Raw genomic sequence first — 25,809 nt, 5'->3', positions numbered from 1 at the left:
GTCAGAGCAGGCTCAGCTCGCGGGCTCGCCGGATCGCCTGGGTGCGATTGCGCACCTTGAGCTTTTCGTAGATGTTGTGCAGATGCCATTTGACGGTCCCCAGGGCCAGCGACAGGCGCTGGCCGATTTCTTCGTTGGATAGGCCCTGTGCGGCCAGGCAGACCACTTCGCGCTCGCGCTCCGTCAGGCCTTCCTCGAGCGCATCCTGGGGCTTGCGCACGCCCTGCCCGGGCCAGATGCCGAGCAGGCCGCGAATGAAGGTCTGTAGCGCCGGCTGGCGCTCGGTGGATTCGAGTTGCTGGAGCAACTGGCGAATGCCGTCGCCTTCCTCGATGAAGAGGCTGCGCACCCCTTCCCGTTCGGCATTGATCAGGCATTCGCCGAGCAGGCTGTTGGCCCGTTCCTGGTAGCCCAGGCGCTGATAGCTGAGCGCCGCCAGGATATCCAGGCGCAGGCGCTGCAGGCCGTGCCAGCCGGGCTGCAAGGTGCCGCGCAACTGAGTGATCTCGTGCAGCGCCTCGCTGAAATGTCCTCGCCCCTGCAACAGGCGCACGCGGCTCACACCCAGCGACCAGTTGACCGGGTTGAAGGCCATGTTGCGGTAGTGTGCCGCCATCTTGTTCCAGTCCACGCTCTTCAACCGCTGCTCGGCGCGCTTCAGGCGGTCGGGGCCGCTGTCCTGGAGGATCAGGTTGATCTCTTCGGCCATGGCCTGGGCGAAGAAGCGCCACGACTGATTGCGCGAGGCCAGGGCCTGCATCGCCGCCAGGCTGGCCAGCGCCTCCTTCGGCCGTCCCAGCAGGCGCTGGGTGCGCGCCAGGCAGATCTGTCCCTGGGCATAGAAATCGATCGGATTGATCACATCCACATGCCCGAGCGCCCAGCCCAGGCGCTCTTCCAGCCCGTCCAGCTCGATCCTGTAGTAGGCGGTCAGGGCCTCGGTGATGGTCGGCAGCGCCAGCGCGCTCCTGGACTTCTCGAACAGCGGCCGGGCGCGCTGGCGGAGCCGCTCGATGAGCAGTTGCGCCTGTTTCACCTGGCCCTGCTCGAGTGCGAGGATCACCTCGACGTTGGCCAGTTGCATGTCCAGGTAGCGCCCTTCGAGGAAATGATTGCGCTGCTGCGCCAGCCCCAGCAGGCGCCGCGCCTGGTCGCCCTGGCCACGGACCACCTGGGCCAGCGCGGCAGTGATCAACACCGCCACTTCGAGGAAGGCAGCGTTCTGCCCGAGCTGGACTTCGACCCGGCGAGCCAGGGCGATGCACAGTTCCAGATCGTCCTTCTGCAACGCCACCACCGCCTTCACCGCCAGCGCGGAGAGGTACTGGTCGCCCATCGGCCCGTCGCCGCGGCTCTCCCCCCAGCGCGCCAGCAGTTCGTCGATGATCCGGTTGGCCTCGCCCAGGCTGAGGTCGCTGGCCCGCGACCAGACATCGGTAAGGACCAGGATCGGATAGCGCTCGGCGATTTCGTCCGGCACATGCTTGCGCCAACGGTAGATCAGGCTGAGCTGGCCGCGGTTGATCAGCTCCAGTCCGCATCCGTCGACCAGCGCGGCGATCATCTCCGGGTCTTCCGCCGCACAGGCATGCTCGATGGCGAACGTCGGCATGTGGTGGTTGGTGAACCACAGGCTGGCGTTGAAATGCAGTTGCTTGAAACGGTCCGGATCGGAGTCGCGCAGGCGGTTGCGGAGGAAATCGGCGAACAGCAGGTGGAAGCGATACCACTGGCGTTCGCGATCCAGCGGCAGGAGGAACAATTGCATGGACTCCAGGCGCTCCAGCAGCGCCTGGCCGTCCTGGCGCCCGGTCAGGGCGTTGGCCAGGTCGCCGCTCAATTGGCTGGCAACGCCAAGGGCCAGCAGCGCTTCCTGCAGGTCGCCAGGCAAGCGTTCGAAGACCGCCGCCAGCAGATAGGCGCTGACCGCCTGCTTGTCGCCGTCGAGCAGGGCCATTTCCTGCACCTGCGGTTGCTGGCGCAGCCACAGGCTGACGAGATGCACGCCCACCACCCAGCCTTCGGTCTGGCTATAGAGCGCCTTCAGGCAGGGCTCGTCCAGATAGAGACCGCTGCGCTCGAGGTATTCGCGGGTTTCCTCGAAGCCGAGGCGCAGCTCCTCGAGGCCGATTTCCAGCAACAGCCCCTTGGCCCGCCAGGTAGCCAGGCTCAGCGCCGGCTGCGAACGCGTGCCCAGGGCCAGGACCAGCCTGGGCGGCGCGTACTGCACCAGGCGGTTGAGGCCGGTGAAGATGTCCGGGTTGCTAACCAGGTGCAGGTCGTCGAGCACCAGCAGCAACGGCCGCGCATAGCGATCGAGATCGCCGAGCAGGCTTTCGATCACCGCCACCACCGGGACCCGCATGGTGTTCTGCAGGTAGGTCTGGGCGTCGTCGCCAAGCTGCGGCACGGCTTCGCCCAGCGCCTCGATCAGCTGCCGGCAGAAACGGGCGGGGTCGTCGTCTTCTTCGGCAAGCGAGAGCCAGGCCACCGCCTGGTCTGCTACAGTGCGCTCCCTGGCCAGGGCGGCGAGCGCGCAGGTCTTGCCGAAGCCGGCAGGTGCGGAAAACATCAGAACGCGTGAATGGGGATTGCGATCCAGCAGGTTGCGGATCGCGGGGCGAAGAGAATATTCGGCTGGCACCTGAGGCGGCACTATTCTGGAGCGCGAAAGGCTGCCGGCTGCTGGATCCTGTACTGCATCCACGGCCTGTATCCCTGTGTCATTATCATTGTGGTACGGAGCCAAATCTCCGTGGGATATTTCCATAATTAGCAGATCACCCTTCTTACGTAAACTGAAGAAATGGCTCTAGGATCGACGATTCCGGCGAACTAGAATTCCTGACTGTCCCACTACCCCCACTTTCCATGCCCAGTTGTCATGTTCACCCCCTGCCCTACCATAGCGACCCAAGCTGTCTCTTTGCCATCATCCATGAGGCGCCCGGTGCGGTGATGCTCGATTCGGGTCGCCCCATCGCTACCCGTGGACGCTATGACCTTATGAGCGCCTGGCCATTGGCAGAACTGGCGCCGCTGCCCGACGAATCGGCCAACCGCTTCTTCGCCCGCCTACGCGAAGCGGCCGGAAGCCTGGGCCCCGCGCAGCTGCCAGCGCCGTACGAACTGCCCTTCGCCGGCGGTCTGCTGGGCTATTTATCCTACGACCTGGGTCGGCGCATCGAGCGCATCGGCGAACACGCCCGCGATGACCTGGGCCTGCCGCTGGCCTCCGTCGGCCTGTATGCCTGGGCGCTGATCAGCGACCACCAGGCCGGCACCAGCCAACTGGTATTCCACCCGCGATTGGACGAGCGCGAACGCCAGCGCCTGATCGCCCTGTTCAGCGAGGAAGCGCAAGGCACGGCCGGCAACTTCAAGCTTCTGGGAAAATTCCGACGGAGCATCAGCGCATCCGACTATCGGCAGGCGATCCGCCGCATCCAGGACTACATCCAGGCAGGCGACTGCTACCAGGTGAACTATAGCCAGCGCTTCCAGGCCGCTTGCAGCGGCTCGCCGTGGCCGGCCTATCGCACCCTGCGCGAGGCCTGCCCGACGCCGTTCTCCGGCTACCTGCGACTGGCCGACGGCGCGATCCTCAGCCTGTCGCCGGAGCGCTTCCTCAAGCTCGGCAAGGGCAAGGTGGAAACCCGGCCGATCAAGGGCACCCGCCCGCGCGGCAAGACGCCCGAGGAGGACATGGCGCTGGCGGCGTCGCTGCTGGCCAGCCCCAAGGACCGCGCGGAAAACCTGATGATCGTCGACCTGCTGCGCAACGACATCGGACGCAGTTGCCAACCTGGCAGCGTACGAGTACCGGAGCTGTTTGCCCTGGAAAGCTATCCCAACGTGCATCACCTGGTGAGCAGCGTCACCGGCGAACTGGCGCCGGGCAAGGACGCCCTCGACCTGCTGGAAGGCAGCTTCCCCGGCGGCTCGATCACCGGCGCGCCGAAGATTCGCGCCATGCAGATCATCGACGAGCTGGAACCGAGCCGACGCGGCATCTACTGCGGCAGCCTGTTCTACCTCGACGTGCGCGGCGAGATGGACAGCTCGATCGCCATCCGCACCCTGCTGGTCAGGGACGGCCAGGTCAGTTGCTGGGGCGGCGGCGGCATCGTCGCCGACTCGCACTGGGAGGACGAGTACCAGGAAACCCTGGACAAGGTCCGGGTGCTGCTGGAAACCCTGGAAGGAATGGCCGGGACAGCGTCCCCGGAATAGAAAAGAGCCCGCGTTCCGCGGGCTCTTTCATCGGCGGCGCGGCTACAGGCTCAGCGAACGGCTGGAAGCCTTGAGGAACTCGCGCTTGAGGTCTTCGTAGGTATGCACCGCGGGGAACTGGGGAAACTCGCGGATCACGTTTTCCGGGGCATGGAACAGGATGCCGGCGTGGGCCTCGGAAAGCATGGTGGTGTCGTTGTAGGAATCGCCGGCGGCGATCACCCGATAGTAGAGGCTCTTGAAGGCGATCACCGACTGCCGCTTGGGATCCTTCTGGCGCAATTGATAGCCGACCACGCGGTCGCTGTCGTCGATCTCCAGCTTGTGGCACAACAGGGTCGGGAAGCCCAGCTGGCGCATCAGCGGCTGGGAGAACTCGTAGAAGGTGTCGGAGAGAATCACCACCTGGAAGCGCTCGCGCAGCCAGTCGACGAATTCCACCGCCCCCTCCAGCGGCTTCAGGGTGGCGATCACCTCCTGGATGTCGCCCAGCTTCAGGCCATGTTCGTCGAGGATGCGCAGGCGCTGCTTCATCAGCACGTCGTAGTCCGGAATGTCCCGGGTGGTCGCCTTCAAGGCGTCGATACCGGTTTTTTCCGCGAACGCGATCCAGATTTCCGGAACCAGCACGCCTTCCAGGTCAAGACAGGCAATTTCCACAGGACTCTCCTCGAAATTCTCTGAACGATGGGGTGACGACGGACGCGGCACTCTAGCCCCTCGCCGAGGGCAAGGCAACGCCGGCTTATTCCTGGAATCAAGGTCGACAGGGGTAAATGGTTATTTAGGGCCATATGCCGCCCTTTGCTACCATTCCCGCCACAGAGCGCAACAGCGCCGCCCAGCACCAGGACCCCAGCCCGATGAGCCAGCCTTTCGACCTTCCCGCCCTCGCCTCCAGCCTTGCCGACAAATCCCCCCAGGACATCCTGAAAGCCGCCTTCGAGCACTTCGGCGAGGAGCTGTGGATCTCCTTCAGCGGCGCCGAGGACGTCGTCCTGGTAGACATGGCCTGGAAGCTCAACCGCAACGTGAAGGTGTTCAGCCTCGACACCGGTCGCCTGCACCCGGAAACCTATCGTTTCATCGACCAGGTCCGCGAACACTACGGCATCGCCATCGACGTGCTTTCCCCCGACCCGCGCCTGCTCGAACCCCTGGTGAAGGAAAAGGGCCTGTTCAGCTTCTATCGAGACGGCCACGGCGAGTGCTGCGGCATCCGCAAGATCGAACCGCTCAAGCGCAAGCTCGCCGGCGTGCGCGCCTGGGCCACCGGCCAACGCCGCGACCAGAGCCCCGGCACGCGCAGCCAGGTGGCGGTGCTGGAAATCGACGGTGCCTTTTCCACGCCGGAAAAGCCGCTGTACAAATTCAACCCGCTGTCGTCCATGACCAGCGAGGAGGTCTGGGGCTATATCCGCATGCTCGAACTGCCCTACAACAGCCTGCACGAACGCGGCTATATCAGCATCGGCTGCGAACCCTGCACCCGTCCGGTGCTGCCCAACCAGCACGAGCGCGAGGGCCGCTGGTGGTGGGAGGAAGCCACCCACAAGGAGTGCGGGCTGCACGCCGGCAACCTGATCAGCAAGGCCTGAAACCGTCGATAGAGCGTATGCAATCGGGGTAAATTGCAGGTCGAACCCCGAGCGGAGACCCAGCATGCGCATCACCATGGTCAAGAAAGTCCTCGCCAACGGCGAGGACTGCCGCAAGTGCAAGGAAGTCCGGCAACGCCTGGAACAAGGCGGCTACCTGCCGCGCATCCATCGCACCCTGGTGGCCGACGAACGCGACCCGAACAGCGCAGGCTGGATGGTCGCCGCCCAATATGGCGTAGAGACCGCGCCGTTCTTCGTGGTTCGCCACGACGACGGGCGCGAACAGGTCTACACCGTGTTCATGAGCTTCCTCCATGAAGTCCTCGAACCGCGAGCCGAGCAGTCCGCGGACGCTGATCGCGAAGCGCTGGCCAGGCTGGCCGGTCGCGACAATCTCGACATGCTCTGAGGGCCAGCCATGAAAAAGCCCGGCACCAGGCCGGGCTTTTTCATGGGCCGAGGCGATCAGTAGACCGGCAGTTCGATGCCGTCGAACAACTCGTCCAGCTCGGCCTTGTTGTGGCATTGCACGGCCTTGGCCAGCAGCTCGCGGGTCAGGTGCGGAGCGAATTTCTCGATGAAGTCGCACATGAAGCCGCGCAGGAAGGTGCCGCGGCGGAAGCCGATCTTGGTCACGCTGGACTCGAACAGGTGGCTGGCGTCGAGGATCACCAGGTCGTTGTCGAGCTTCGGATCGACCGCCATGTGCGCCACGATGCCGACCCCCAGGCCCAACCGCACGTAGGTCTTGATCACGTCGGCATCGGCCGCGGTGAATACCACCTTGGGCACCAGGCCGCGCTGGCTGAAGGCTTCGTCGAGCTTGGAGCGGCCGGTGAAGCCGAACACGTAGGTGACGATCGGCTGCTCGGCCAGGGCTTCCAGGGTCAGTTTCGGCAGCTTGGTCAGCGGATGCCCGTGGGGCACGATGACGCAGCGATTCCAGCGGTAGCAGGGCATCATGATCAGGTCGCCGAACAACTCCAGCGCCTCGGTGGCGATGGCGAAGTCGACGGTGCCGTCGGCGGCCATTTCGGCGATCTGCATCGGCGTGCCCTGGTGCATGTGCAGGGAGACGTCCGGGTACTGCTTGATGAAGCCGCTGATCACGTTGGGCAGCGCATAGCGCGCCTGGGTGTGGGTAGTGGCGATGGACAGCGTGCCCTTCTTCTCGTTGGAGAATTCCTGGGCGATCTGCTTGATGCTCTCGACCTTGCGCAGGATCTCGCCGGCGGTATGGATGATCCGCTCCCCCGCCGGCGTCACCCGGGTCAGGTGCTTGCCGCTGCGAGCGAACACCTCGACGCCCAGTTCGTCCTCCAGCAGGCGGATCTGCTTGCTGATGCCCGGCTGCGAAGTATAGAGGCTCTGCGCCGTGGCGGAGACGTTGAGGTCGTGGTGCGCAACCTCCCAGATATAGCGCAATTGCTGAAGCTTCATGGAGATTCCTCGAAAAGGTTGTCGCGACCGGCGATCAAGAACCGAAGGTATATAACCATATTAATGGTTTGAGGAATAAAATTAGACGTTTTTTTTGATTTTGCACGCTTTTTCACCAGCCGACCGCTGGCCTACAGGTCGCGACTACGGTGCTGCAACATCGGCACCAGATACACCGGTACCTCCGCCAGTTGCACCAGACGCGCGGCAGTCCGGCCCAGCGGCGTGTCGAGCTGGGTGCCGTGGCTATGGCTGCCGGCGACGATCAGGTCCACGGCCAGCTTTTCCGCCTCATCGAGGATCATCTGCGGCGGGTCGCCCTGCACCACCCGCACGCTCTTGACCAGCGCCGCATCCTGGGGCAACTCGCCGAGTTCATCGCGAAACCCTTCCAGGACCCGCTTCTCGATGCTTTCCATGACGTTGTCCAGCCCTTGCGCCCGCAGGTCCTGGAGACGCTCAGTGTCAAGGTAGGTCTGCAGGACCGACTCGGCGAACAGCCCGAGGGGCTCCACCACATGGACGACATAGAGCTCGGCGTTGTAGGCGCGGGTCAGCGACAGGGCGTGTTGCAGGACATAGGGAGCATAGAGCCCCAGATCGGTGGCGTAGAGAATCGAACGAATCATGCGGCCTCCTCGACAGCCTGCGCGGCGGGCCTCATTAGCAGATTAGCAGCAAGCATCCATTCTCCTAGCGTTCCCTGCTGTTTCGGGCTTTTTCCGGCCCGTTGGGGTAAATCCCTTTTCTCCCTGCGAGCGCGGCGCCGGCTGGTCGCCGCGCTCGGCCCTTCAGCGCGGTTGTGCTTCGAGGAAGCGCAACGCCTGGTACAGCGCCTCGACCCTGGGCATCCGGTAGCCCGCAGCAGCAGCGCGGGCCAGGGGCGCGGCATAGATCGCCGCCAGCTCCAGTGGCCGCCCATGGGCGAAGTCGTGGTACATGCTCGGCCGATAGTCGGGCATCCGCTCGGTCGCCGCCAGCAGTTGGTCCGCATAGCCCTCAGGCAGGATGAAGCCGCAGGCGCCGGCAGCACCGATGACTTCCTCCATGATCGCGTCGATCAGCGACCGACTGTCCGCGTTGGCCATCAGCGGCGCGGTGCTGCTCTTCAGCAATACCGACAGCCCGTTGTAGGGGATGTTCCAGACCAGCTTCTGCCAGCGCGCCTGCTCCAGGTCGGGCATCGCCGTGGACTCCAGCCCGGACTCGCGGAACAGCGCGGCACCCTCCTCGACGATCTCGCGCCGGCGTCGCTCGTCGGCCGGTCCGGAATGATAGCCGAGATTCACTCCGCCGTAGGCCTGGTGCTCGATCACGCCCGGTTCGCCGCGATGCACACAGATGAAGCAGAGGCCGCCCAGCAGATGCAGGCTTTCCGGCAGCAGCGGCCGCAGCCGCTCCTCCACGCCCAGACCGTTCTGCAGCAGCAGAACCTTGGCTCCCGGCGCCGCCGCTGCGCGGATCAGGGGTGCCAGTTCGTGATTGCCGGTGGTCTTGGCGCCCACCAGCAACCAGTCGCAGGGCGGCATGTCCTGCGCCGAATGGTAGGCCTGGACCGGCGCCAGGCGCCGGAAGCCATGCACCGCACTATTCAGGCTGAGTCCGGCGCGATTGACCGCCTCGAACTCGCTGCGCAGGAGAAAATGCACGTCGTGACCGGCATGCGCCAGCATCAATCCATAGAAGCCGCCGATGGCTCCCGTACCGATGACGCCGATCCGTTGCTGCTTTGAATCCATCAGGGCAACTCCTCAGGTAAAGCGGTCGACCCCGCCAGCACCGCACCCCGCAAGGCTTCCTGGTGCAGCGGAACGTTCAGTGCGCCATGGAAGCGGCCGTCGCGGACCATGAACAGGGCCGGCAGGTGAAAGACGCCGTAGCGTTCCACCAGGCCGCCATTGCGGCCGGCGTCCACCCAGCACAGGCGCTCGATGGGCAGGTCCATCGCGGGGAGATGGCGCCGGGCCCAGCGGCACGACGCGCAGCCTTCGCTGGTGAATACCAACAGCGAAACCCCTTCCAGGGCAAGCAACTGTCGGTCGGCGTCCAGATCGGTGAGTTCCAGGGACGGCACGCTGCTGACCTCGATAGAAAGGAAGAAATGGGGCCCGACCATCATCCGTAGGCTTCGGCTCCTGCGATAGCGCTGGCGCCCTCCTCGGCCAGCGGATACGCGCAAGGCGCGCCCCTCCGCAGCACCTGCACAATATCGTCCGCGGCGGCCTCACCTGCAACTCCGCTGGCAGCCTTGGCCCGGAGCAACGAAGAAAACGTGCGCAGAGCGGGGAAAACACCGGCGAACCGCGTCCCGCCCATTGTCTAGGCCCGGCCCGACACGTTAAGGTTCGTCTCCCCGTTTGCGAACTTCATGCCTGCGCCCTTTCGCAGGGGGCCTCCCGGCGGCCGGCGCCCGTGACCTGATTGAGTACCACGATGGCTGATTTACAGATCGACGACCTTAACGTTGCCTCCAACGAGACCCTGATCACGCCGGAGCAGCTCAAGCGTGAAATTCCCCTGACCGACAAGGCCCTGCAGACCGTGGCCCATGGTCGCCAGGTGGTGCGCGACATCCTGGATGGCAAGGACCACCGTCTGTTCGTGGTGATCGGCCCCTGCTCCATCCACGACATCAAGGCCGCCCACGAATACGCCGACCGCCTCAAGGCGCTCGCGGCCGAAGTGGCGGATACGCTGTTCCTGGTGATGCGCGTGTACTTCGAGAAGCCGCGTACCACGGTGGGCTGGAAAGGCCTGATCAACGATCCGTACCTGGACGACTCGTTCAAGATCCAGGATGGCCTGCACATCGGTCGCCAACTGCTCCGCGACCTCGCCGAGAAAGGCTTGCCCACCGCCACCGAAGCGCTCGACCCGATTTCCCCGCAGTACCTGCAGGACCTGATCAGCTGGTCGGCGATCGGCGCCCGTACCACCGAATCGCAGACCCACCGCGAGATGGCCTCCGGCCTGTCTTCCGCGGTCGGCTTCAAGAACGGCACCGATGGCAGCCTGACCGTGGCGATCAATGCCCTGCAGTCAGTCTCCAGCCCGCATCGCTTCCTCGGCATCAACCAGCAGGGCGGCGTATCCATCGTCACCACCAAGGGCAACCGCTATGGTCACGTGGTGTTGCGCGGCGGCAACGGCAAGCCGAACTACGATTCGGTCAGCGTCGCGCTCTGCGAGCAGGACCTGAACAAGGCGAAAATCCCGCTGAACATCATGGTCGACTGCAGCCACGCCAACTCCAACAAGGACCCGGCCCTGCAACCGCTGGTGATGGACAACGTCAGCAACCAGATCGTCGAAGGCAACAACTCGATCGTCGGCCTGATGGTGGAAAGCCACCTGGGCTGGGGCAGCCAGCCGATTCCGAAGGATCTCGACCAACTTCAGTACGGCGTCTCCATCACCGATGCATGCATCGACTGGGCGACCACCGAGAAGAGCATCCGCAGCATGCACGCCAAGCTCAAGGACGTGCTGCCGAAACGCCAGCGCGGCTGAGCGAGGCGGAAACGAAAACGCCGGGCTGATGCCCGGCGTTTTTCATTGCGCACCTGCTCAGGCGGCCGGATCGGCCTGACGCTGGCGACGCTCGATGTAACGCTCCACGTAGGAGCAGGACGGGATCACGCTGTAGCCCATGCGGTCGGCGTACTGCAGGGCGTGTTCGGTCAGCGCGGCGGCGATACCGCGACCCCGCAGCGAATCCGGTACGAAGGTCCGGTAGATGTCCAGCGTCTGCTTGCCCAGGTCCATATACGCCAGATAGGCACGATGGCCATCCACCGTCGTCTCGAACTGATGGCCGCCCACGTCATGATGGATGGACAGGGACTCGCTCACTTTGGATCTCCTCAACGGGTTCGTAACCCGACCCGCGCCTGATTGATAGGGTTCCTCGCGAGGATGCCCCCGCGTACCGGCCTTCAGCAGGCCGCCGGATAACTTCGTCCGTTCTCGTCCCGGCGGCTGAGCGCGCCTGGCGGACATCCTCGAAACGGGTGACCTGCACCGCATGCAAGGCCGGACTAACGATAGGGCCCATATTGCTGTCTTCCCCGGCCAGACTCAACCGTTTCTTCTGCCAGGAACGCGCAGGCGTCACTGGAGCCCTGCTCGGGAGGCCCGCGCAAGCACAATCGCGCATGACCCGCGGGTCAGCCAAAGCGCTTTACGCCGACGACGCCCATCAGTAAGGTCTGCGCCACTCCACCAAAAGGAATCCTGCCATGAGCGAGTTGATCAGCTACCAGTTCGAAGACGGCATCGCCACCCTGACCCTCAACAACGGCAAGGTGAACGCCATCTCCCCGGCGGTGATCGACGCCTTCAACCAGGCTCTCGACCAGGCCCTGCAGGACAAGGCCGTGGTCATCGTCACCGGCCAGCCGGGCATCCTCTCCGGTGGCTACGACCTGAAGGTCATGACCTCCGGCCCGGAGAATGCCGTCAACCTGGTCGCCGCCGGCTCGACCCTGGCTCGCCGCCTGCTCTCCCATCCCTATCCGGTGATCGTCGCCTGCCCCGGGCACGCGGTAGCCAAGGGCGCCTTCCTGCTGCTCTCGGCCGACTACCGGATCGGCGTCGACGGGCCGTTCCAGATCGGCCTGAACGAAGTCGCCATCGGCATGACCATGCACCATGTCGGCATCGAACTGGCCCGCGATCGCCTGCGCAAGTCGGCGTTCACCCGCTCGGTCATCAATGCCGAGATGTTCAGTCCGGCCGCTGCGGTGGATGCCGGCTTCCTCGACACCCTGGTCAGCGCCGACCAGTTGCAGGAAAGCGCGCGTGCAGCGGCCCAGCAGTTGAAGAAACTCAACATGACCGCGCATCGCAATACCAAGCTCAAGGTGCGCAAGGCACTGCTGGAAACCCTCGACCAGGCGATCGAGCTGGACAAGAAGCACCTGGGCTAAGGCCCGCGCCAGCGAAAGCCCGGTTGGTACCGGGCTTTTTTGCGCCCAATAATTACTTATTACGCAAAGGTAACTCTCCCTAACTGCTATTTTTAAAAAATTATTACGGATTATCCTGGTGACATTCCCAAGGAAAACCGGAGGTCATCATGAAACGCAACGTCTTCGCCGCCATTCTCCTCGGCATGGCTACCACCCTCGCAGTGCAAGCCAGCTTCGCCGACGAATCCAGCCTGATGGAAAACCGCATGGTCCAACTGAACCAGCACGCCATCGAGCAGGCCCAGCAGCAACAGGCCACGGCGCCAACCGCGAGCGACACCGATGCGCAGGGTTGAACGCCGCCTGCCAGGAACGTTTTTCTTTTCCCCGCAACCCTGAAAAGCCCGGCTCACGCCGGGCTTCTCGTTCAGGCCAGCTTTTCCTCGGCCGCCACGCCCTTGCGATAGACCTCGTAGAGAATCACCGGGATCTCCAGGTCGCCCAGGTGGCGAACCACCAGCGGCTTGACCTCGGACCAGTCCAGCCCGCCCACTCCCGTCGCCACGCAGGGCAGAGCCAGGCTGCTCACCCCTTCGCTGCGCACATAGCGGGCCAGCTCGCGCAGGGCATGGCCGACATCCTCCAGGCTCGCCTTGCCCGGCTTGGCGCTGCGACCGCTGTGCAGCATGCCCTGGGTGATCAGGTTGACGATGCACTGGGTCTTGCCCTGCTCGTCGACCCCGGCCCAGACCCAGATGCCGCCCGGCTCGGGCGCCCTGGCATGGGCGGCATGCCGGTAGTCGCGAACCATCGACGGCCAGCGTTCGCGCAAGGCGAGGGCCAGGCCGCTGTCGAAATGGTCCTGGGGCGCGATGCCGTGGGCGATCACCTGGGCCCCGGAAAGCAGAATGTCACCTTCAACTTCACGAATCATGAGCGTTTCCTTCTTGGCTTCGGGACAGGCGCTTCGTGCGCCGCCCTGCATCTTTCACCGTACGCCTTGCCCGCCGGCGCCAGTTGATGCGTATCAAAGACGGCCGGTCCCATCCGCTACGGGCCGACTAGACTGCATGCGAGGGAACCTTGGAGGCGCCTCTCCATTGGATTCCAGCCTCGTGCCGTCTCATCCATGACAAGGAAACAACCGCCATGCCGAAATGGATTGCACTTTGCCTGATCCCGCTGTTGGCAAGCTGCGCCACCTGCCGCCAGGACAGCGACAGGGAAAAACTGCTGTACGAGAACGACATGCTGCAGGCGAAACTGATCATCGTCGCCAACGACCGCGATCGCCTGCCGCTGGCCCAGGCCCTGCTGGAGCGCGCGGCGCGCGACGACCGCAGCGGCGAGGCGGACTTCTACCAGGCCGTGCTGATCGCTCGCCGCGACGGCCAGGCCAGCGATTGCGAGCGCATCACCCGCCTCCTCGAACGTTCCGCCGAGCGACGCTACCCGCTGGCCAACGCAATGCTCTACAAGATCTACGCCGAGCCCTTCCTGTTGCCGCGCGCCGACATTCCCAAGGCCGAGACCTATCGCCAGGCCTACGCCGAGCTGCCGGTCGCGCGCAGCGGCTACCCCTCCTTCGAGCGAGCCCGGCAGGTGGTCGATCGCCTGCTCGCGCCGACTTCGTCCTGATCCATCGGGCCCGAACCCGGGCCCCGCAACCCGTACCGGTCGTTCGGCCAAAGCATCATTTCTGTCGATAGTTAATAGCGCGACAATTCGTTATCCAATCGAATTCTTCTCCGCGATCCTATGCCCATCCGAGGTATCGATCACGGAAGCCGCCATGAAACGTCGCAGCCCACGCCATTACGCCCGCAACACCGCCCTGGCCACCCTGGGTCTGTACGCCATCCTCATGCTGGTCGTGTTGAGCCTCGTCGCCGGTGCCGAAAGCGCCAGGAACGCCACACCGGACAACGACACCGCCACGACCTTCTCCAACCAGATCGGCCAGGCCCTGCCAGGCCTGCTCTCGGGGTTGAACAGTCGACGCGCCGGTTGAACGCCGGCTTCTTTCCCGGGAAACAGCATGAGAAGGCAAACACGGAAATTCTGGATCGTCGCCGCCCTGGCGATATTGACCAATGGCTACTCGCTACTCGGCCTCGCCCAAGGCTCGGCAGGCGCACTGGCGCGCACCATCGAATGCAACCAGGCGATGGTCCGCGCGCTGGCGGCCAACCTGGCGCTGAAGCTGCAGAGCGGCACCCCGCCGGCACGCCCGCAGCGCTGGATCCCGGAGCGCTTCATCCTCGACTGCCCGGCCTGAAACGAAAACGCCGCCAACCCCGGGAGGCTGGCGGCGCTCGCATGGCGCGGGGCCGGCTCAGGCGCCGGTCGGCTGGCGCGCGACGAAACGCATCATCCATTCGGCGACGACGGTGCCCTGGTGGTCCCCCGCCAGGCTATCGACCCCCTTGCGATAGAGTTCCTCGCCCAGGTGCTGCTGGCGCAGTTCGAGCAGTTCGCGGGAGTAGTCGTGGACGAACTCGGGATGCCCCTGGAAGCACAGCACCTGGTCGCCGATGGCGTAGGCGGCATAGGGACAGAAGTCGCTGGAAGCGATCACCCGCGCGTTTTCCGGCAGCCGGGTGACCTGGTCCTGGTGGCTGATCAACAGGGTCAGGTCCGGCAGCGCCGGGCTCATCCAGTCGGCCCGTTCGTTCAACTGGTACTGGTGGATGCCCATGCCCCAGCCCTGGCTGGCGCGCTCGGCCTTGCCACCGAGCAGCAGGGCCAGCAACTGGTGGCCGAAACACACGCCGAGGAGCTTGTCGCCGCGCTCGTAGCGGTCCAGGAGGAAGGTCTTCAGGGTCTGGATCCACGGGTCGGGACCGAAGGAGTCGGCCTTGCTGCCGGTCACCAGGTAGGCGTCGAAGCGCTCGTCGTCCGCCGGATAGCGCCCCTCCACCACGTTGTAGATGACGAATTCGGCGGCGATCGGTTGCTTGGCGAACAGTTGCTGGAACATCCGGCCGTAGCCTTCGTAGCGCTCGATCAGCTCGGGACGAAGGATATCGGTTTCCAGGATACAGATGCGGAGCGACATAAAGACTCTCTGAAGAAGTGGGGTTCTTGTCGTTTTCGTTTGATTTAATTAACACAGGAGCGCGGGCAAGGGAACCGTCGCCCTGGCCTCGAAAGGAATATCCGGACGATTCGCCAAAAAACAAGCAGCCGGCAGAAAGATTCCCGAGACGCCCAGCCGTAAAGAAATCTGCACAGGAGACGGAAGGACTCCCCATGCCCGGAACCGCCACGTAAACTGGCGGTTTTCCCGCGAGGCACACGCCATGTTGCTCAAGGCAGTACGTAACGGACTGGGTCAGGCGATTATCCTCGCCGACTTCGTCAGCCGCCCCCGCAAGCTGCAGCGCAGCGCCGAGGCTCAGGCCGAGGTCGAGCGGGCGCTGCGGAACCTGTCGCTCTACCAGTTCCGCGCCTGTCCGTTCTGCGTGAAGACACGCCGCGCCATGCACCGGCTGAACCTGCCGATGCAACTCAAGGACGCCATGAACGATCCGCAGGCCCGCCAGGCTTTGCTGGAAGGCGGCGGGAAGGTCAAGGTGCCGTGCCTGCGCATCGAGGAAAACGGCCAGGTGCGCTGGATGTACGAATCCAGCGAGATCATCGCCTATCTGGAAGGTCGTTTCGCCAACGCCTGAGCGGCCGATCAACGGCCCCCGGCCGCGTCCAGGGGCAGCCGGTGGATCAGGAAACGCGCCGGCACCTCGCCCTCGCGCCCCGGCAACAGGCGGTGGCGAATGCGGGATTCGCTGACATAGGCGCAACCCTGTCCGGTGACGGTCAGGTTGACCGGCGACTCCAGGCCGTCGCGTATCACTTCGATGCCGCGCCGCCCTGGAGCGAGCGGCTCGGCGATCCGCAGCACCTTGCCGGCGCCGCTGCGGATGGCGTTCTCCAGCACGATCAGCGAGCCGTCCGGAGCCAGCGCCATGCCGTCCGGATTCTCCAGCGTTCGGGGCAGCTCCATCTCGCGCAGCCGCGGACGCGAGGCGACCCCTTCGACGACATGGATCGCCCCGCTACCGAAGTTGCCGACCAGCAGGGTGTCGTCGTCCACCCGGACGATGCCCGCCGCGCCCAGGCCGCCGGGGCCGGCCAGGCGGCTGTCGCGCAGCAACACCTGGAACGCCGGTTCCCCGGGCCGCAACCGCATCAGGCTGCCATCCCGGGTTTCGCTCAGGTAGACCGTTCCGTCCGGCGCCACCGCGAGATCGTTGCCCATCCCGTCGCCGGGCAGGGTCAGATATCGGCGCACGGCACCGGTCGCGAGATCCAGGGCGAACACCCCATGCGGCCGGCGCCGGCCAGCGGGTAGGAAGTCCGGCGAATTGCCCCAGAGCAGGCCACGCGGCTCGTCCAGCCGCAGCGCGGTGGCAGCGAAGATCGCCAGGCTGCCGGCGAAGAAGGTTTCCCACTCGCCCCCGGGAGGCTTGCGCAGGATGCGCCCGCTGGTGACCAGGCCGACGTACAGCGTTCCATCGGCGGCATGGGCGATGCCGTTGGGATACCGGGCCCCCGCTGGCAGGACGATGCTCGTCGCGGCGCAGGACGGCTCGCGCTCGCCCGGCGCACGGGCGAAAACCGGCAAGACGGTCGCCGATACCATGGATACCAGCAGCAACACGGAAGCCTGTCGTCTCATCATGCTTTCTCCGTCGATGTGCGCCCTACCAGCGCGGGGTCCGGGCGCGCACCGTGAGCGGCGCCTCCAGCGTGGCGCACTCCTCTTCGGCGAGGTCCAGCGTCAGCGCCGCGAGGGCATCCTCGAGGTGATGCGGCCTGGACAGGCCGACGATCGGCGCGGCGACACCGTTCCGGCCAAGCAGCCAGGCCAGGGCGAGTTGCGCCGGTGGAAGCCCGCGGGCAGCGGCGAGTTTCTCCAACGCGCCAAGGGTCGACTCGACTTCCTCCCTGCCGCCGTACCAGCGCGGGGCCTGTTCGTCCGTCCGGGTCCGCAGCGTGCCGGCGCTTCGCGCTCCGGCCAGCAGCCCACGCGCCAGCGGCGACCAGGGCGTCAACGCGATCCCCTCTTCCCGGCACAGCGGCACGAGGTCCTCCTCGTCCTCGCGAACGATCAGGTTGTACTGGCTCTGCATCGAGATGAATTGCGCCAGGCCGTGGTGGCGCTGGAAGGCGAGCATCTTCATGAAGCGCCAGGCCGGCATCGACGAGGCGCCGAGGTAACGGACCTTGCCGACGCGCACCAGGCTGTCGAGGGTTTCGCAGGTTTCCTCGATCGGGGTGTCCGGATCGAAGCGATGGATCACGAAGAGATCCAGGTAGTCCGTACCCAACCGCCGCAGCGAGGCATCCACGCTGGCAAGCAGGTGCTTGCGCGACAAGCCGCAGGCGTTGGGCCTGTCGCTCATGGGAAAGAACGCCTTGGTGGCGATTACCAGGTCCTCGCGCTGCGCGAAGTCCCTGAGCGCACGCCCGAGGATCCGCTCGCTCTCGCCGGTGGAATAGATATCGGCACTGTCGAAGAAGTCGATCCCGGCTTCCAGCGCCTCGCGAATGAACGGACGCGCCCGTTCCTCGTCCAGCACCCACGGACGCCACGCCGGATCGCCATAGGTCATGCACCCCAGGCAGAGTCGGGAGACTTTCAGGCCGCTGTTGCCAAGACGGACATGCTGCATCGTACGACCTCGTCGGAAGGCTCTGAAAAGAGCGGTTTCCCCGGCCCACCCTGTTCATGAGCCAGGTTTCCCGACGATGCTATATTGCTGCCGAATAGCTAACTATCCTGGAAAAATCTCTTTCATTGATCGAGTTATTTTAATAATCCAATGAAGAAGCCCGATCTCGCCGGTCTCGCCGCCTTCGTCGCCATCGCTCGCGAACGCAGTTTCCGCCGCGCCGCCGCCACCCTCGGCGTAACCCCGCCGACGCTCAGCCACACCCTGCGCGAACTGGAAACCCAGCTCGGCATCCGCCTGCTCAACCGCACCACTCGCAACGTCTCGCCGACCGAAGCCGGCGAGCACCTGCTGGCACACCTGGACCCGGCGTTCGAAGACATCGCCGCCGCGCTGGACAGCCTTAACCGCTTTCGCGAAACGCCTCACGGCCTGGTACGAATCAACGCACCGCGAAACGCCATCGGTCTCGTCCTCGCGCCACGTTTCGGCGAACTGGCCCGCGACTATCCCGGCATCACCCTGGAAGTGGTGGCGGACGAGGGTTTCGCCAATATCGTCGAAGCCGGTTTCGACGCCGGCATCCGCCTCGGCGAAGACCTCCAGCACGGCATGCGCGCCGTGCGGGTCGGCCCGGACCTGCGCTTGGCCATCGTCGCGACCCCGGCCTACTTCCGACGGCAAGGCAGGCCGGGTAGCCCGGAGGAATTGCTCGGCCACCGTTGCATCGGCTGGCGCAAGGTGTCTTCCGGAGAGCTGTACAAATGGCAATTCAGCAAGGGCACGAAAGCGCTTTCGGTGGCCGTGAGCGGACCGCTGGTCCTCGACGACCCGCGCCTGATGCTACAGGCGGCGCTGGCCGATGTCGGGATTGCCTTCGCCATCGAGGAGGAAGTCGCCGAGCACCTCGCCGCCGGCCGCCTGGAACGGGTCCTGGCGGATTGGTGCGCCCCCTTTCCCGGTTTCCATCTCTATTATCCGAACCGCCGCAACCACCCGGCGGCGTTGAGCGCCGTGATCGACCTGCTGCGCTACCCCGGCGAGGAACACCCAGGTCCCGCGTAGGCACATCGGCGGAAGCGCCCGTGGCGGCCTGGAGGCAAGCATGGAGGCTGGCCTGTATCGACGCACGGCGTAGGGCGGATAACCGCATCGCGGTTATCCGCCGAATCTCGGTATATCGGCGGATAGCGCCTGTGGCGCTATTCGCCCTACCAATGGCGGCTGGAGGCAAGGGCCTGTACCGACGCGCGGCGTAGGGCGGATAACCGCATCGCGGTTATCCGCCGAACCTCGGCATATCGGCGGATAGCGCCCATGGCGCTATTCGCCCTACCCGTGGCGGCCTGGCTGGCAAGAACCAGGGGATACCGGGGTGGCGTCATCCGCCGCGGTACGCAACCACGAGAAAGCCGGCCCGAAGGCCGGCTCTCCATGCGACGCCAGGACTCAGAACAGCTCGCCCTTCGCCGCCTTCTCCAGCAACAGCGCCGGCGGCTCGAAGCGCTCGCCGTACTGTTCGACCAGGTATTGGGCGCGGGCGATGAAGTCCTTCAGGCCGTACTGGTTGATGAACTGCAAGGCGCCCCCGCTCCAGGCGGCGAAACCGATACCGAAGATCGAGCCGATGTTCGCGTCGGCGGTGGAGTGCAATACCCCCTCCTCCACGCAACGCACGGTCTCGATAGCCTGGATGAACAGCAGGCGGTCGCGTACGTCCTCGGCGGATATTTGCGCATCGGGCTTCTCGAAGCGGCTCTTGAGTTCCGCCCAGAGATGTTTCCTGCCGTTCGCCGGGTAGTCGTAGAAGCCGGCGCCGGCCGCCTTGCCCGGGCGCTTGTACTCATTGACCATCAGGTCGATCACGGCGAACGCAGGATGCGTCGGCAGAGCCTTGCCCTCGGCCTCGAGGTCGCGGGCGGTCTGGTTACGGATGTGGGTCATCAGGCTCAGGGAGACTTCGTCGGAAATCGCCAGCGGCCCCACCGGCATACCGGCCTGGCGCGCCTGGTTGTCGATCATCGCGGCGCTCACGCCTTCGCCGAGCATGGCGATGCCTTCGTTGGTGAAGGTGCCGAATACCCGCGAGGTGAAGAAGCCGCGGCTGTCGTTGACCACGATCGGCGTTTTCTTGATCTGCAGCACGTAGTCGAAACCGCGTGCCAGGGTTTCGTCACTGGTCTTTTCGCCGCGGATGATCTCCACCAGCGGCATCTTGTCCACCGGGCTGAAGAAGTGCAGGCCGATGAACTTCTCCGGCCGCGCCACCGCCTGGGCCAGACCGGTGATCGGCAGGGTCGAGGTATTGGACGCCACCACCGCATCGGCCAGGGCATGCTTCTCGGCCTCGGCGGTGACCTTGCCTTTCAGCGCGCGGTCCTCGAAGACCGCCTCGATGATCAGGTCGCAGCCTTCGAAGTCGGCTTCGCTGACGCTCGGCACGATCCGCGCGAGGAAGGCGTCGCGCTTCTCGGCGGACAGGTGCCCGCGCGCAACTTTCTTGTCCAGCAGCCTGGCCGAATAAGCCTTGCCCTTCTCCGCCGCTTCCAGCGAGACGTCCTTGAGCACCACCTCGATGCCGGCCGCCGCCGATACGTAGGCGATGCCCGCGCCCATCATCCCGGCGCCGAGCACGCCGACCTTTTTCGTCGCCCGCACCGGATACCCCTGCGGCCGCGACTTGCCGGCGTTGATCTCGTTGAGCTGGAACCAGAAGGTGCCGATCATGTTCTTCGCCACCTGGCCGGTGGTCAGCTCGGTGAAATAGCGCGCCTCGATCAGTTGCGCGGTGTCGAAATCGACCTGGGCGCCCTCCACTGCCGCGCACATGATCTTCTCGGGCGCCGGGAAGCAACCCTTGGTCTTGTCGCGCAGCACCGACGGTGCGATGGCCAGCATCTGCGCCACGTTGGGACTGGCAGGCGTACCGCCGGGAATCTTGTAGCCGGCGCTGTCCCAGGGCTGCTTCGCCGCCGGGTTGGCGAGGATCCAGGCGCGGGCCTTCTCCAGCATTTCCTCGGGGCTGTCGACCAGTTCGTGGATCAGCCCGGCCTTGAGCGCTTCCGCCGGACGCACCTTCTTGCCTTCGGCGAGGTACGGCAGGGCTTTCTCCAGGCCAAGCAGGCGCACCATGCGCACGATCCCGCCGCCGCCCGGCAACAGGCCGAGAGTCACCTCCGGCAGGCCGAGCTGCACGCCGGGATTGTCCAGGGCGATGCGGTGGTGGCAGGCCAGGCAGATCTCCCAGCCGCCGCCCAGCGCAGCGCCGTTGATCGCGGCGACCACCGGCTTGCCGAGGGTCTCCAGGCGCCGCAGTTGGCCCTTGAGTTCGAGGATGCCCTGGTAGAAGGCCGGGGCGTCGGCCTTGGTGACCTTGATCAGCTCGTTGAGATCGCCGCCGGCGAAGAAGGTCTTCTTCGCCGAGGTCAGCACCACGCCGGCGATCCCCTCTTTCTCCGCCTCCAGCCATGCGATGGTCTTCGCCATCGCCTCGCGGTAGACACCGTTCATGGTGTTGGCGCTCTGCCCGGGCATGTCCATGGTCAGGACGACGACGTTGTCCTGGCCTTTTTCGTAACGGATAGCGTCAGTCATTCCGGTTCTCCCTTCACACGCGCTCGATGATGGTGGCGATGCCCATGCCGCCGCCTACGCAGAGGGTGGCCAGGCCGTAGCGCAGGTTGCGCCGCTCCAGTTCGTCGAGCAGCGTGCCGAGGATGATGCAGCCGGTGGCGCCGAGCGGGTGGCCCATGGCGATGGCGCCGCCGTTGACGTTGACCTTGCTTTCCGCCACGCCCATGTCCTTCATGAACTTCATCACCACCGAAGCGAACGCCTCGTTGACTTCGAACAGGTCGATGTCTTCCACCTTCAGGCCGGCCTTGGCCAGGGCCTTGCGGGTCGCCGGCGCGGGGCCGGTAAGCATGATGGTGGGGTCGGTGGAGGTCACCGCGGTAGCGACGATCCGCGCCCGCGCCTTCAGGCCCAGTTCGCGGCCCTTGGCCTCGGAGCCGATGAGCATGGCGCTGGCGCCGTCGACGATCCCCGAGCTGTTGCCCGGCGTATGCACGTGCTCGATGCGCTCGACCTGGCTGTACTTGCGCAGCGCGGTGGCGTCGAAGCCCATCTGCCCCATCATCTCGAAACTCGGTTTGAGCGCGGCGAGCCCTTCCAGGGTGGAGTCGGCGCGAATGAACTCATCGTGGTCGAGCAGGACGATGCCATTCTGGTCGGCGACCGGCACCAGCGACTTGCCGAACAGCCCTTCGGCGCGGGCCTTGGCGGCCTTCTGCTGGGAGCGCAGGGCGAAGGCATCGACATCGGCGCGACTGAAGCCTTCCAGGGTGGCGATCAGGTCGGCGCCGATCCCTTGCGGGACGAAGCTGGTGTGCAGGTTGGTTTCCGGATCCAGTGCCCAGGCGCCGCCGTCGGAGCCCATCGGCACGCGTGACATGGACTCGACGCCACCGACCAGGACCAGGTCCTCGAAGCCGGAGCGTACCTTCATCGCCCCCAGGTTCACCGCCTCCAGGCCGGAGGCGCAGAAACGGTTGATCTGCACGCCGGCAACCTGTTCGTCCCAGTCGGCCACCAGCGCCGCGGTCTTGGCGATATCGGCGCCCTGGTCGCCCACCGGCGTCACGCAGCCGAGCACGATATCGTCGACCTGGGCGGTATCCAGGTCGTTGCGCCGCTGGACCGCGCGCAACAGCCCGGCCATCAGGTTCACCGGCTTGACGCTGTGCAGCGCGCCATCCTTCTTGCCCTTGCCGCGGGGAGTACGCACGGCGTCGTAAATGAATGCGTCGGTCATGGCGGTCTCTCTTATCCTGTTCTCGTCCGGCCGAGCGGGCCTCCGCCTACCTTAAACAGGCTCGCCGGCGGGACAATGACCGAACCGCTCAGGCTGATTGACCGCCCAGCTCAGCCTGCAACGCCGGGAAGATAGCACCGTGCCATCTTTCGACCGGAAACCCGGACACCGGACGAACGGTCGAGACGCACGCCAGAGCCGTCACCACGCTGTCATATAGAGGGAATATGTCTAGACCGCAGCAGCTTGTATCCAAGTGGTCTAAGCCCGCGCAGGCCGGGGCTTAGACTGATTCATGCAAGCGTTCGAAAGGGAGGTCGACGCCGGGGATGCCGGGCCGACCGAAGAGTACGCCACTGCGTGGCAAGCCGTTCCGCCGGGCCGTAGCGCGGAGCAGGCAGCCACCCGACAACAAGAAAGGCAGACAGGCCATGTTGAACGAGCAGCCAAAAAGATGGCGGCAAGCGAGCCTCATCGTCTTCGCCACCACAGTCATCCTGATCCTTCCCAACCTTAACAGTCTGATCCGCTAGGGCACCTGCTGCCTGCACGCTGCGCACCGCCTCGCGGTCAGCGCAGCGCAGGCAGCCACCAGGTCAGCAGCAGCGGAATGAAGGCGAACGACAGCAGGGTCGAACACAGCACCAGGCTGGCGACCTGATCCGGCGAACGATTGCCGCGCAAGGCGTAGAGATAGTTGAACACCGCCACCGGCATCGACGACTGCACCACCAGCACCCCCTGCGCCAGCGGCGGCAATTGCAACGCCAGCGCCACCGACCAGCCCACCAGCGCCCCCAGCAGAAGACGCAAGCCGCCATAGAAAAAGCCATTGCCCAGTTGCCGCGGGCGGATGCTGGCCAGGGACACGCCGAGGGTGATCAGCATCAGCGGAATGGTCAGCCCGGCCATCAGGTCGACGGTATTCGCCATCCAGCGTGGCAGTTGCAGGTCGAGCCCCATCAACAACAAGGCCAGCAGCACGCTGAGCAGGATCGGATTGCCCAGCAGCGAGCGCCAGGAGCGCTCGCCGCTCATCCAGAACACGCCGAGGCTGAAGTTGCCGATCGACATGATCAGGTAGAACGCCACCGCCAGGGTCATCCCCGCCTCGCCGAACGCATACAGGCACACCGGCAGGCCCATGTTGCCGACATTCGGGAAGCTGTAGGCCGGCACCAGCACCTGCCACTCCTGGCGCCCGAGGCGCGCCGCCGCCCAGCCCAGCGCAGCCATGCAGACGCAGATCAGCGCGCTGGCCAGGGCCATCCGGCCGAAACTGTGCAGGTCCACCCGGGTATGCGCCAGGGTGGCGAGGATCAGGCATGGCGAACCGATGTTGAACACGATGCGCGAAACGAACTCGGTCGGATAGGCGTGTCCGAGACGGACCCAGACGTAACCGACACCGGCGCCGAACAGCACGGGCGCCATCACGGCGAACAACTCGGCGAGCACGGGAACCCCTTGGTTAGCCAGCTATGCAATGGCCCGCATGCTACCGCGAGGCCCCCGTTCCGTGCCAATCTCTCGCTCCATGCCATAACCGGCGGATGCACGAGGAACCCGCATGCCTGTCACTCTCCCGCGCCTGGCGTTGCTAGGTGCCCTGCTCTTCCCTGTGGCTGCCGCCTGGGCCGCCGAGCTCCGCCTGGAACTGCCGGGGGGCACGCAGACCTGGAGCAGCGAAGAACTGCTCAGGCATCCGCAGGCCCGCGACCTGGACATCCCGGCCGACGTCGCCTACCGCCGGAACATGCGCTACCGCGCCGTGCCACTGGCGGCCTTGTTGAAAGGCGTGCATCCCGAAGACCATTTGCAGGCCGTGGCCAGCGATGGCTTCGCCGCCGAGTTGCCGGCCGCCCCGCTGCTCGCCGAACAGGGCTCGCAAGCCTGGCTGGCGATAGAGGATCCGCAGCGCCCCTGGCCGCCGTTGGGCGCCGGCAAGCCGTCCGCCGGGCCGTTCTATCTGGTCTGGAGCAAACCCGAGGAAAAACGCATCGGTCCGGAGCAATGGCCCTTCCAGGTCGTCCGCATCCGCTACCAGTCCCCTCTGGCCGAACGCTTCCCGGCTCTGCTGCCGGCCGCCGACGCCAGCGCGGAAGTGCGCGCCGGCTTCGCCGTGTTCCAGAAGAACTGCCTGGCCTGCCACCGTCTCAACGGTGCCGGCGACGCCCAGTTCGGCCCGGACCTGAACCTGCCGTACAACCCCACCGAGTACTTCCAGCCGCAATTCCTCGCCCGCTACATCCGCGACCCGCAGGCGCTGCGGCAATGGCCACAGGCGAAAATGCCGGCGTTCCCGGAACGGGTGATCGACGACCAGGAGTTGCGCCAGCTGATCGGCTACCTGCGCCACATGGCCGGCCGCAAAGCGGGCGCGGCCGGCTGAAGCGGCGTCAGATGTTGTACGCCGAGGGCGGCGACGGCAGGCGCTCCAGCAAGTCGTGCAGGCCGGCGCTCCACTGGCGGCGGATGGCGCTGAAATAGGCGTCGTCCTCGGTGACCCGGTAGCCCTCCGGCAGGATCAGGCTGTCGCGGTGGTAGACCAGCAGGTCCAGCGGCATGCCCACCGAGAGGTTGCTGCGGATGGTCGAGTCGAACGACACCAGCGCGCAGCGCAGGGCCTGCTCCAGCGGCGTGTCGAAAGTCAGGTTGCGGTCGAGGATCGGCTTGCCGTACTTGCTTTCGCCCAGTTGCAGGAAAGGCGTGTCCGGCGTGGCCTGGATGAAGTTGCCCTGGGGGTAGATGCTGTACAGCGCCGGCGGTCCGCCGGCGATCTGCCCGCCGACCAGGAAGGAACAGCTCAGGTCGGTATTGCCGGCCAGATTGCCGCCGTCGCGGGCCATCACCTCGCGGGTGGTCTCGGCGATCAGCGCCGTGGCGTCGTAGACCGAGGGCACGTTGAGCAGGCTGGCGCCGTCCCGGCGGATGCGCTGCTGCAGCAGGTTGATCACCGATTGCGAGGTCGCCAGGTTGCCGGCCGTCTGCACCACCAGCAGGCGCTCGCCGGGCGTGCCGAAGGTGAACAGCTTGCGGAAGGTGGCGATATGGTCGATCCCGGCGTTGGTCCGCGAATCGGAGGCGAACACCAAGCCGTCGGCCAGGTGCATCGCGACACAGTAGGTCATCTCGAA

General features: G+C 65.4%; 27 protein-coding genes. 12 read left to right on the top strand and 15 right to left on the bottom strand.

Annotation, left to right across the window (positions count from 1 at the left end; translation table 11 throughout):
- Position 1: 1 nt before the first annotated feature.
- Positions 2 to 2,707 carry a LuxR C-terminal-related transcriptional regulator gene (locus FHW81_RS22970; protein ID WP_031771983.1) on the bottom strand — a complete coding sequence of 902 codons (2,706 nt, stop codon included), beginning with the start codon at positions 2,705 to 2,707 and terminating at the stop codon, positions 2 to 4.
- 164 nt (positions 2,708 to 2,871) lie between these two features.
- On the opposite strand from FHW81_RS22970, the gene pabB reads away from it, so the two are divergent.
- Positions 2,872 to 4,233, top strand: a complete 1,362-nt coding sequence (gene pabB / locus FHW81_RS22965; protein ID WP_023090626.1) for an aminodeoxychorismate synthase component I — start codon at positions 2,872 to 2,874, stop codon at positions 4,231 to 4,233.
- Positions 4,234 to 4,275: 42 nt separating this feature from the next.
- On the opposite strand, the gene thrH is transcribed toward pabB, so the two are convergent.
- On the bottom strand, positions 4,276 to 4,893 hold the full coding sequence (gene thrH / locus FHW81_RS22960; protein WP_003098078.1) for a bifunctional phosphoserine phosphatase/homoserine phosphotransferase ThrH: 618 nt from the start codon (positions 4,891 to 4,893) through the stop codon (positions 4,276 to 4,278).
- Between the two features lie 134 nt (positions 4,894 to 5,027).
- On the opposite strand from thrH, the gene FHW81_RS22955 reads away from it, so the two are divergent.
- Together FHW81_RS22955 and FHW81_RS22950 are read left to right on the top strand one after the other, a co-directional pair.
- Positions 5,028 to 5,831, top strand: coding sequence for a phosphoadenylyl-sulfate reductase (locus FHW81_RS22955; protein WP_272833736.1), 804 nt, complete (start codon positions 5,028 to 5,030; stop codon positions 5,829 to 5,831).
- A gap of 64 nt (positions 5,832 to 5,895) precedes the next feature.
- Entirely contained in the window at positions 5,896 to 6,243 is a 348-nt protein-coding gene (locus tag FHW81_RS22950) for a hypothetical protein (protein ID WP_003098081.1), read from the top strand.
- Between the two features lie 56 nt (positions 6,244 to 6,299).
- Here the strand turns inward: FHW81_RS22950 and cysB are convergent, their stop codons facing one another.
- The 4 genes from cysB to FHW81_RS22930 form a co-directional block, all read right to left on the bottom strand.
- Positions 6,300 to 7,274 carry an HTH-type transcriptional regulator CysB gene (gene cysB, locus FHW81_RS22945; RefSeq protein ID WP_003087775.1) on the bottom strand — a complete coding sequence of 325 codons (975 nt, stop codon included), beginning with the start codon at positions 7,272 to 7,274 and terminating at the stop codon, positions 6,300 to 6,302.
- A gap of 131 nt (positions 7,275 to 7,405) precedes the next feature.
- Complete coding sequence (locus FHW81_RS22940) at positions 7,406 to 7,903, bottom strand: universal stress protein (protein ID WP_003087770.1); 498 nt, start codon at positions 7,901 to 7,903, stop codon at positions 7,406 to 7,408.
- A 162-nt stretch (positions 7,904 to 8,065) separates the two neighbouring features.
- Positions 8,066 to 9,013: a putative 2-dehydropantoate 2-reductase gene (locus FHW81_RS22935; protein ID WP_019681933.1), complete on the bottom strand. Its 948-nt coding sequence runs from the start codon at positions 9,011 to 9,013 to the stop codon at positions 8,066 to 8,068.
- A complete protein-coding gene (locus FHW81_RS22930) occupies positions 9,013 to 9,390 on the bottom strand; it encodes a thioredoxin family protein (RefSeq protein ID WP_003120319.1) in 378 nt (125 codons plus the stop codon). Before FHW81_RS22930 ends, FHW81_RS22935 begins: the two co-directional genes overlap by 1 nt.
- Before the next feature lie 317 nt (positions 9,391 to 9,707).
- Between FHW81_RS22930 and FHW81_RS22925 the strand changes: the two genes are divergently transcribed.
- Positions 9,708 to 10,784 (top strand): 3-deoxy-7-phosphoheptulonate synthase, encoded by a 1,077-nt coding sequence (locus FHW81_RS22925; protein WP_003087765.1) that lies wholly within the window; start codon positions 9,708 to 9,710, stop codon positions 10,782 to 10,784.
- A gap of 57 nt (positions 10,785 to 10,841) precedes the next feature.
- Here FHW81_RS22925 and FHW81_RS22920 read toward each other — a convergent pair whose 3' ends face one another.
- Complete coding sequence (locus FHW81_RS22920) at positions 10,842 to 11,126, bottom strand: GNAT family N-acetyltransferase (protein WP_003087762.1); 285 nt, start codon at positions 11,124 to 11,126, stop codon at positions 10,842 to 10,844.
- A gap of 386 nt (positions 11,127 to 11,512) precedes the next feature.
- Here FHW81_RS22920 and FHW81_RS22915 point away from each other — a divergent pair, with 386 nt between their 5' ends.
- Both FHW81_RS22915 and FHW81_RS22910 read left to right on the top strand, forming a co-directional pair.
- Complete coding sequence (locus FHW81_RS22915; protein WP_003087759.1) at positions 11,513 to 12,202, top strand: crotonase/enoyl-CoA hydratase family protein; 690 nt, start codon at positions 11,513 to 11,515, stop codon at positions 12,200 to 12,202.
- A 149-nt stretch (positions 12,203 to 12,351) separates the two neighbouring features.
- Positions 12,352 to 12,540 (top strand): hypothetical protein, encoded by a 189-nt coding sequence (locus FHW81_RS22910; protein WP_003087758.1) that lies wholly within the window; start codon positions 12,352 to 12,354, stop codon positions 12,538 to 12,540.
- Between the two features lie 71 nt (positions 12,541 to 12,611).
- Here FHW81_RS22910 and FHW81_RS22905 read toward each other — a convergent pair whose 3' ends face one another.
- Positions 12,612 to 13,118 carry a macro domain-containing protein gene (locus FHW81_RS22905; RefSeq protein WP_003087757.1) on the bottom strand — a complete coding sequence of 169 codons (507 nt, stop codon included), beginning with the start codon at positions 13,116 to 13,118 and terminating at the stop codon, positions 12,612 to 12,614.
- Positions 13,119 to 13,333: 215 nt separating this feature from the next.
- On the opposite strand from FHW81_RS22905, the gene FHW81_RS22900 reads away from it, so the two are divergent.
- The 3 genes from FHW81_RS22900 (at position 13,334) to FHW81_RS22890 (ending at position 14,462) form a co-directional block, all read left to right on the top strand.
- On the top strand, positions 13,334 to 13,822 hold the full coding sequence (locus tag FHW81_RS22900) for a hypothetical protein (RefSeq protein WP_003087756.1): 489 nt from the start codon (positions 13,334 to 13,336) through the stop codon (positions 13,820 to 13,822).
- A gap of 154 nt (positions 13,823 to 13,976) precedes the next feature.
- Positions 13,977 to 14,195 carry a hypothetical protein gene (locus FHW81_RS22895; RefSeq protein ID WP_003098091.1) on the top strand — a complete coding sequence of 73 codons (219 nt, stop codon included), beginning with the start codon at positions 13,977 to 13,979 and terminating at the stop codon, positions 14,193 to 14,195.
- Positions 14,196 to 14,222: 27 nt separating this feature from the next.
- Positions 14,223 to 14,462 carry a hypothetical protein gene (locus FHW81_RS22890; protein WP_003087754.1) on the top strand — a complete coding sequence of 80 codons (240 nt, stop codon included), beginning with the start codon at positions 14,223 to 14,225 and terminating at the stop codon, positions 14,460 to 14,462.
- Between the two features lie 57 nt (positions 14,463 to 14,519).
- Here the strand turns inward: FHW81_RS22890 and FHW81_RS22885 are convergent, their stop codons facing one another.
- Positions 14,520 to 15,242: an amidotransferase gene (locus tag FHW81_RS22885; RefSeq protein WP_003098093.1), complete on the bottom strand. Its 723-nt coding sequence runs from the start codon at positions 15,240 to 15,242 to the stop codon at positions 14,520 to 14,522.
- A gap of 244 nt (positions 15,243 to 15,486) precedes the next feature.
- Here FHW81_RS22885 and FHW81_RS22880 point away from each other — a divergent pair, with 244 nt between their 5' ends.
- A complete protein-coding gene (locus FHW81_RS22880; protein ID WP_003087752.1) occupies positions 15,487 to 15,858 on the top strand; it encodes a glutaredoxin family protein in 372 nt (123 codons plus the stop codon).
- An 8-nt stretch (positions 15,859 to 15,866) separates the two neighbouring features.
- On the opposite strand, the gene FHW81_RS22875 is transcribed toward FHW81_RS22880, so the two are convergent.
- Both FHW81_RS22875 and FHW81_RS22870 read right to left on the bottom strand, forming a co-directional pair.
- Positions 15,867 to 16,865: a hypothetical protein gene (locus FHW81_RS22875; RefSeq protein WP_023090628.1), complete on the bottom strand. Its 999-nt coding sequence runs from the start codon at positions 16,863 to 16,865 to the stop codon at positions 15,867 to 15,869.
- Positions 16,866 to 16,887: 22 nt separating this feature from the next.
- A complete protein-coding gene (locus tag FHW81_RS22870; protein WP_023085095.1) occupies positions 16,888 to 17,859 on the bottom strand; it encodes an aldo/keto reductase in 972 nt (323 codons plus the stop codon).
- A gap of 150 nt (positions 17,860 to 18,009) precedes the next feature.
- Here FHW81_RS22870 and FHW81_RS22865 point away from each other — a divergent pair, with 150 nt between their 5' ends.
- Entirely contained in the window at positions 18,010 to 18,924 is a 915-nt protein-coding gene (locus FHW81_RS22865; RefSeq protein WP_003087749.1) for a LysR family transcriptional regulator, read from the top strand.
- Between the two features lie 384 nt (positions 18,925 to 19,308).
- On the opposite strand, the gene FHW81_RS22860 is transcribed toward FHW81_RS22865, so the two are convergent.
- From FHW81_RS22860 to FHW81_RS22850, 3 genes are all read right to left on the bottom strand, one after another.
- Positions 19,309 to 21,453, bottom strand: coding sequence for a 3-hydroxyacyl-CoA dehydrogenase NAD-binding domain-containing protein (locus FHW81_RS22860; RefSeq protein WP_060774252.1), 2,145 nt, complete (start codon positions 21,451 to 21,453; stop codon positions 19,309 to 19,311).
- 13 nt (positions 21,454 to 21,466) lie between these two features.
- Positions 21,467 to 22,672, bottom strand: coding sequence for an acetyl-CoA C-acetyltransferase (locus FHW81_RS22855; RefSeq protein ID WP_003087747.1), 1,206 nt, complete (start codon positions 22,670 to 22,672; stop codon positions 21,467 to 21,469).
- Between the two features lie 570 nt (positions 22,673 to 23,242).
- A complete protein-coding gene (locus tag FHW81_RS22850; RefSeq protein ID WP_003087746.1) occupies positions 23,243 to 24,130 on the bottom strand; it encodes an AEC family transporter in 888 nt (295 codons plus the stop codon).
- Between the two features lie 112 nt (positions 24,131 to 24,242).
- Between FHW81_RS22850 and FHW81_RS22845 the strand changes: the two genes are divergently transcribed.
- Positions 24,243 to 25,064, top strand: a complete 822-nt coding sequence (locus FHW81_RS22845) for a cytochrome c (RefSeq protein ID WP_003100707.1) — start codon at positions 24,243 to 24,245, stop codon at positions 25,062 to 25,064.
- Positions 25,065 to 25,071: 7 nt separating this feature from the next.
- Here the strand turns inward: FHW81_RS22845 and FHW81_RS22840 are convergent, their stop codons facing one another.
- Positions 25,072 to 25,803 carry a peptidase gene (locus tag FHW81_RS22840; protein WP_003100716.1) on the bottom strand — a complete coding sequence of 244 codons (732 nt, stop codon included), beginning with the start codon at positions 25,801 to 25,803 and terminating at the stop codon, positions 25,072 to 25,074.
- Positions 25,804 to 25,809 lie beyond the last annotated feature (6 nt).

This window comes from Pseudomonas sp. RC10-4-2, assembly GCF_050433085.1.
Classification (GTDB): Bacteria; Pseudomonadota; Gammaproteobacteria; order Pseudomonadales; family Pseudomonadaceae; genus Pseudomonas; species Pseudomonas aeruginosa.
Note: the sequence above shows the minus strand (reverse complement) of the source record. Positions and strands in the feature narration are given on the sequence as shown.

Bases quoted from the DNA above. Each gene is read 5' to 3' on its own strand.
- pabB (WP_023090626.1), top strand. From the start codon at position 2,872: ATGCCCAGTTGTCATGTTCACCCCCTGCCCTACCATAGCGACCCAAGC.
- FHW81_RS22955 (WP_272833736.1), top strand. From the start codon at position 5,028: ATGCCGCCCTTTGCTACCATTCCCGCCACAGAGCGCAACAGCGCCGCC.
- FHW81_RS22950 (WP_003098081.1), top strand. From the start codon at position 5,896: ATGCGCATCACCATGGTCAAGAAAGTCCTCGCCAACGGCGAGGACTGC.
- cysB (WP_003087775.1), bottom strand. From the start codon at position 7,274: ATGAAGCTTCAGCAATTGCGCTATATCTGGGAGGTTGCGCACCACGAC.
- FHW81_RS22940 (WP_003087770.1), bottom strand. From the start codon at position 7,903: ATGATTCGTTCGATTCTCTACGCCACCGATCTGGGGCTCTATGCTCCC.
- FHW81_RS22935 (WP_019681933.1), bottom strand. From the start codon at position 9,013: ATGGATTCAAAGCAGCAACGGATCGGCGTCATCGGTACGGGAGCCATC.
- FHW81_RS22930 (WP_003120319.1), bottom strand. From the start codon at position 9,390: ATGGTCGGGCCCCATTTCTTCCTTTCTATCGAGGTCAGCAGCGTGCCG.
- FHW81_RS22925 (WP_003087765.1), top strand. From the start codon at position 9,708: ATGGCTGATTTACAGATCGACGACCTTAACGTTGCCTCCAACGAGACC.
- FHW81_RS22915 (WP_003087759.1), top strand. From the start codon at position 11,513: ATGAGCGAGTTGATCAGCTACCAGTTCGAAGACGGCATCGCCACCCTG.
- FHW81_RS22910 (WP_003087758.1), top strand. From the start codon at position 12,352: ATGAAACGCAACGTCTTCGCCGCCATTCTCCTCGGCATGGCTACCACC.
- FHW81_RS22905 (WP_003087757.1), bottom strand. From the start codon at position 13,118: ATGATTCGTGAAGTTGAAGGTGACATTCTGCTTTCCGGGGCCCAGGTG.
- FHW81_RS22900 (WP_003087756.1), top strand. From the start codon at position 13,334: ATGCCGAAATGGATTGCACTTTGCCTGATCCCGCTGTTGGCAAGCTGC.
- FHW81_RS22895 (WP_003098091.1), top strand. From the start codon at position 13,977: ATGAAACGTCGCAGCCCACGCCATTACGCCCGCAACACCGCCCTGGCC.
- FHW81_RS22890 (WP_003087754.1), top strand. From the start codon at position 14,223: ATGAGAAGGCAAACACGGAAATTCTGGATCGTCGCCGCCCTGGCGATA.
- FHW81_RS22885 (WP_003098093.1), bottom strand. From the start codon at position 15,242: ATGTCGCTCCGCATCTGTATCCTGGAAACCGATATCCTTCGTCCCGAG.
- FHW81_RS22880 (WP_003087752.1), top strand. From the start codon at position 15,487: ATGTTGCTCAAGGCAGTACGTAACGGACTGGGTCAGGCGATTATCCTC.
- FHW81_RS22875 (WP_023090628.1), bottom strand. From the start codon at position 16,865: ATGATGAGACGACAGGCTTCCGTGTTGCTGCTGGTATCCATGGTATCG.
- FHW81_RS22870 (WP_023085095.1), bottom strand. From the start codon at position 17,859: ATGCAGCATGTCCGTCTTGGCAACAGCGGCCTGAAAGTCTCCCGACTC.
- FHW81_RS22865 (WP_003087749.1), top strand. From the start codon at position 18,010: ATGAAGAAGCCCGATCTCGCCGGTCTCGCCGCCTTCGTCGCCATCGCT.
- FHW81_RS22860 (WP_060774252.1), bottom strand. From the start codon at position 21,453: ATGACTGACGCTATCCGTTACGAAAAAGGCCAGGACAACGTCGTCGTC.
- FHW81_RS22855 (WP_003087747.1), bottom strand. From the start codon at position 22,672: ATGACCGACGCATTCATTTACGACGCCGTGCGTACTCCCCGCGGCAAG.
- FHW81_RS22845 (WP_003100707.1), top strand. From the start codon at position 24,243: ATGCCTGTCACTCTCCCGCGCCTGGCGTTGCTAGGTGCCCTGCTCTTC.
- FHW81_RS22840 (WP_003100716.1), bottom strand. From the start codon at position 25,803: ATGACCTACTGTGTCGCGATGCACCTGGCCGACGGCTTGGTGTTCGCC.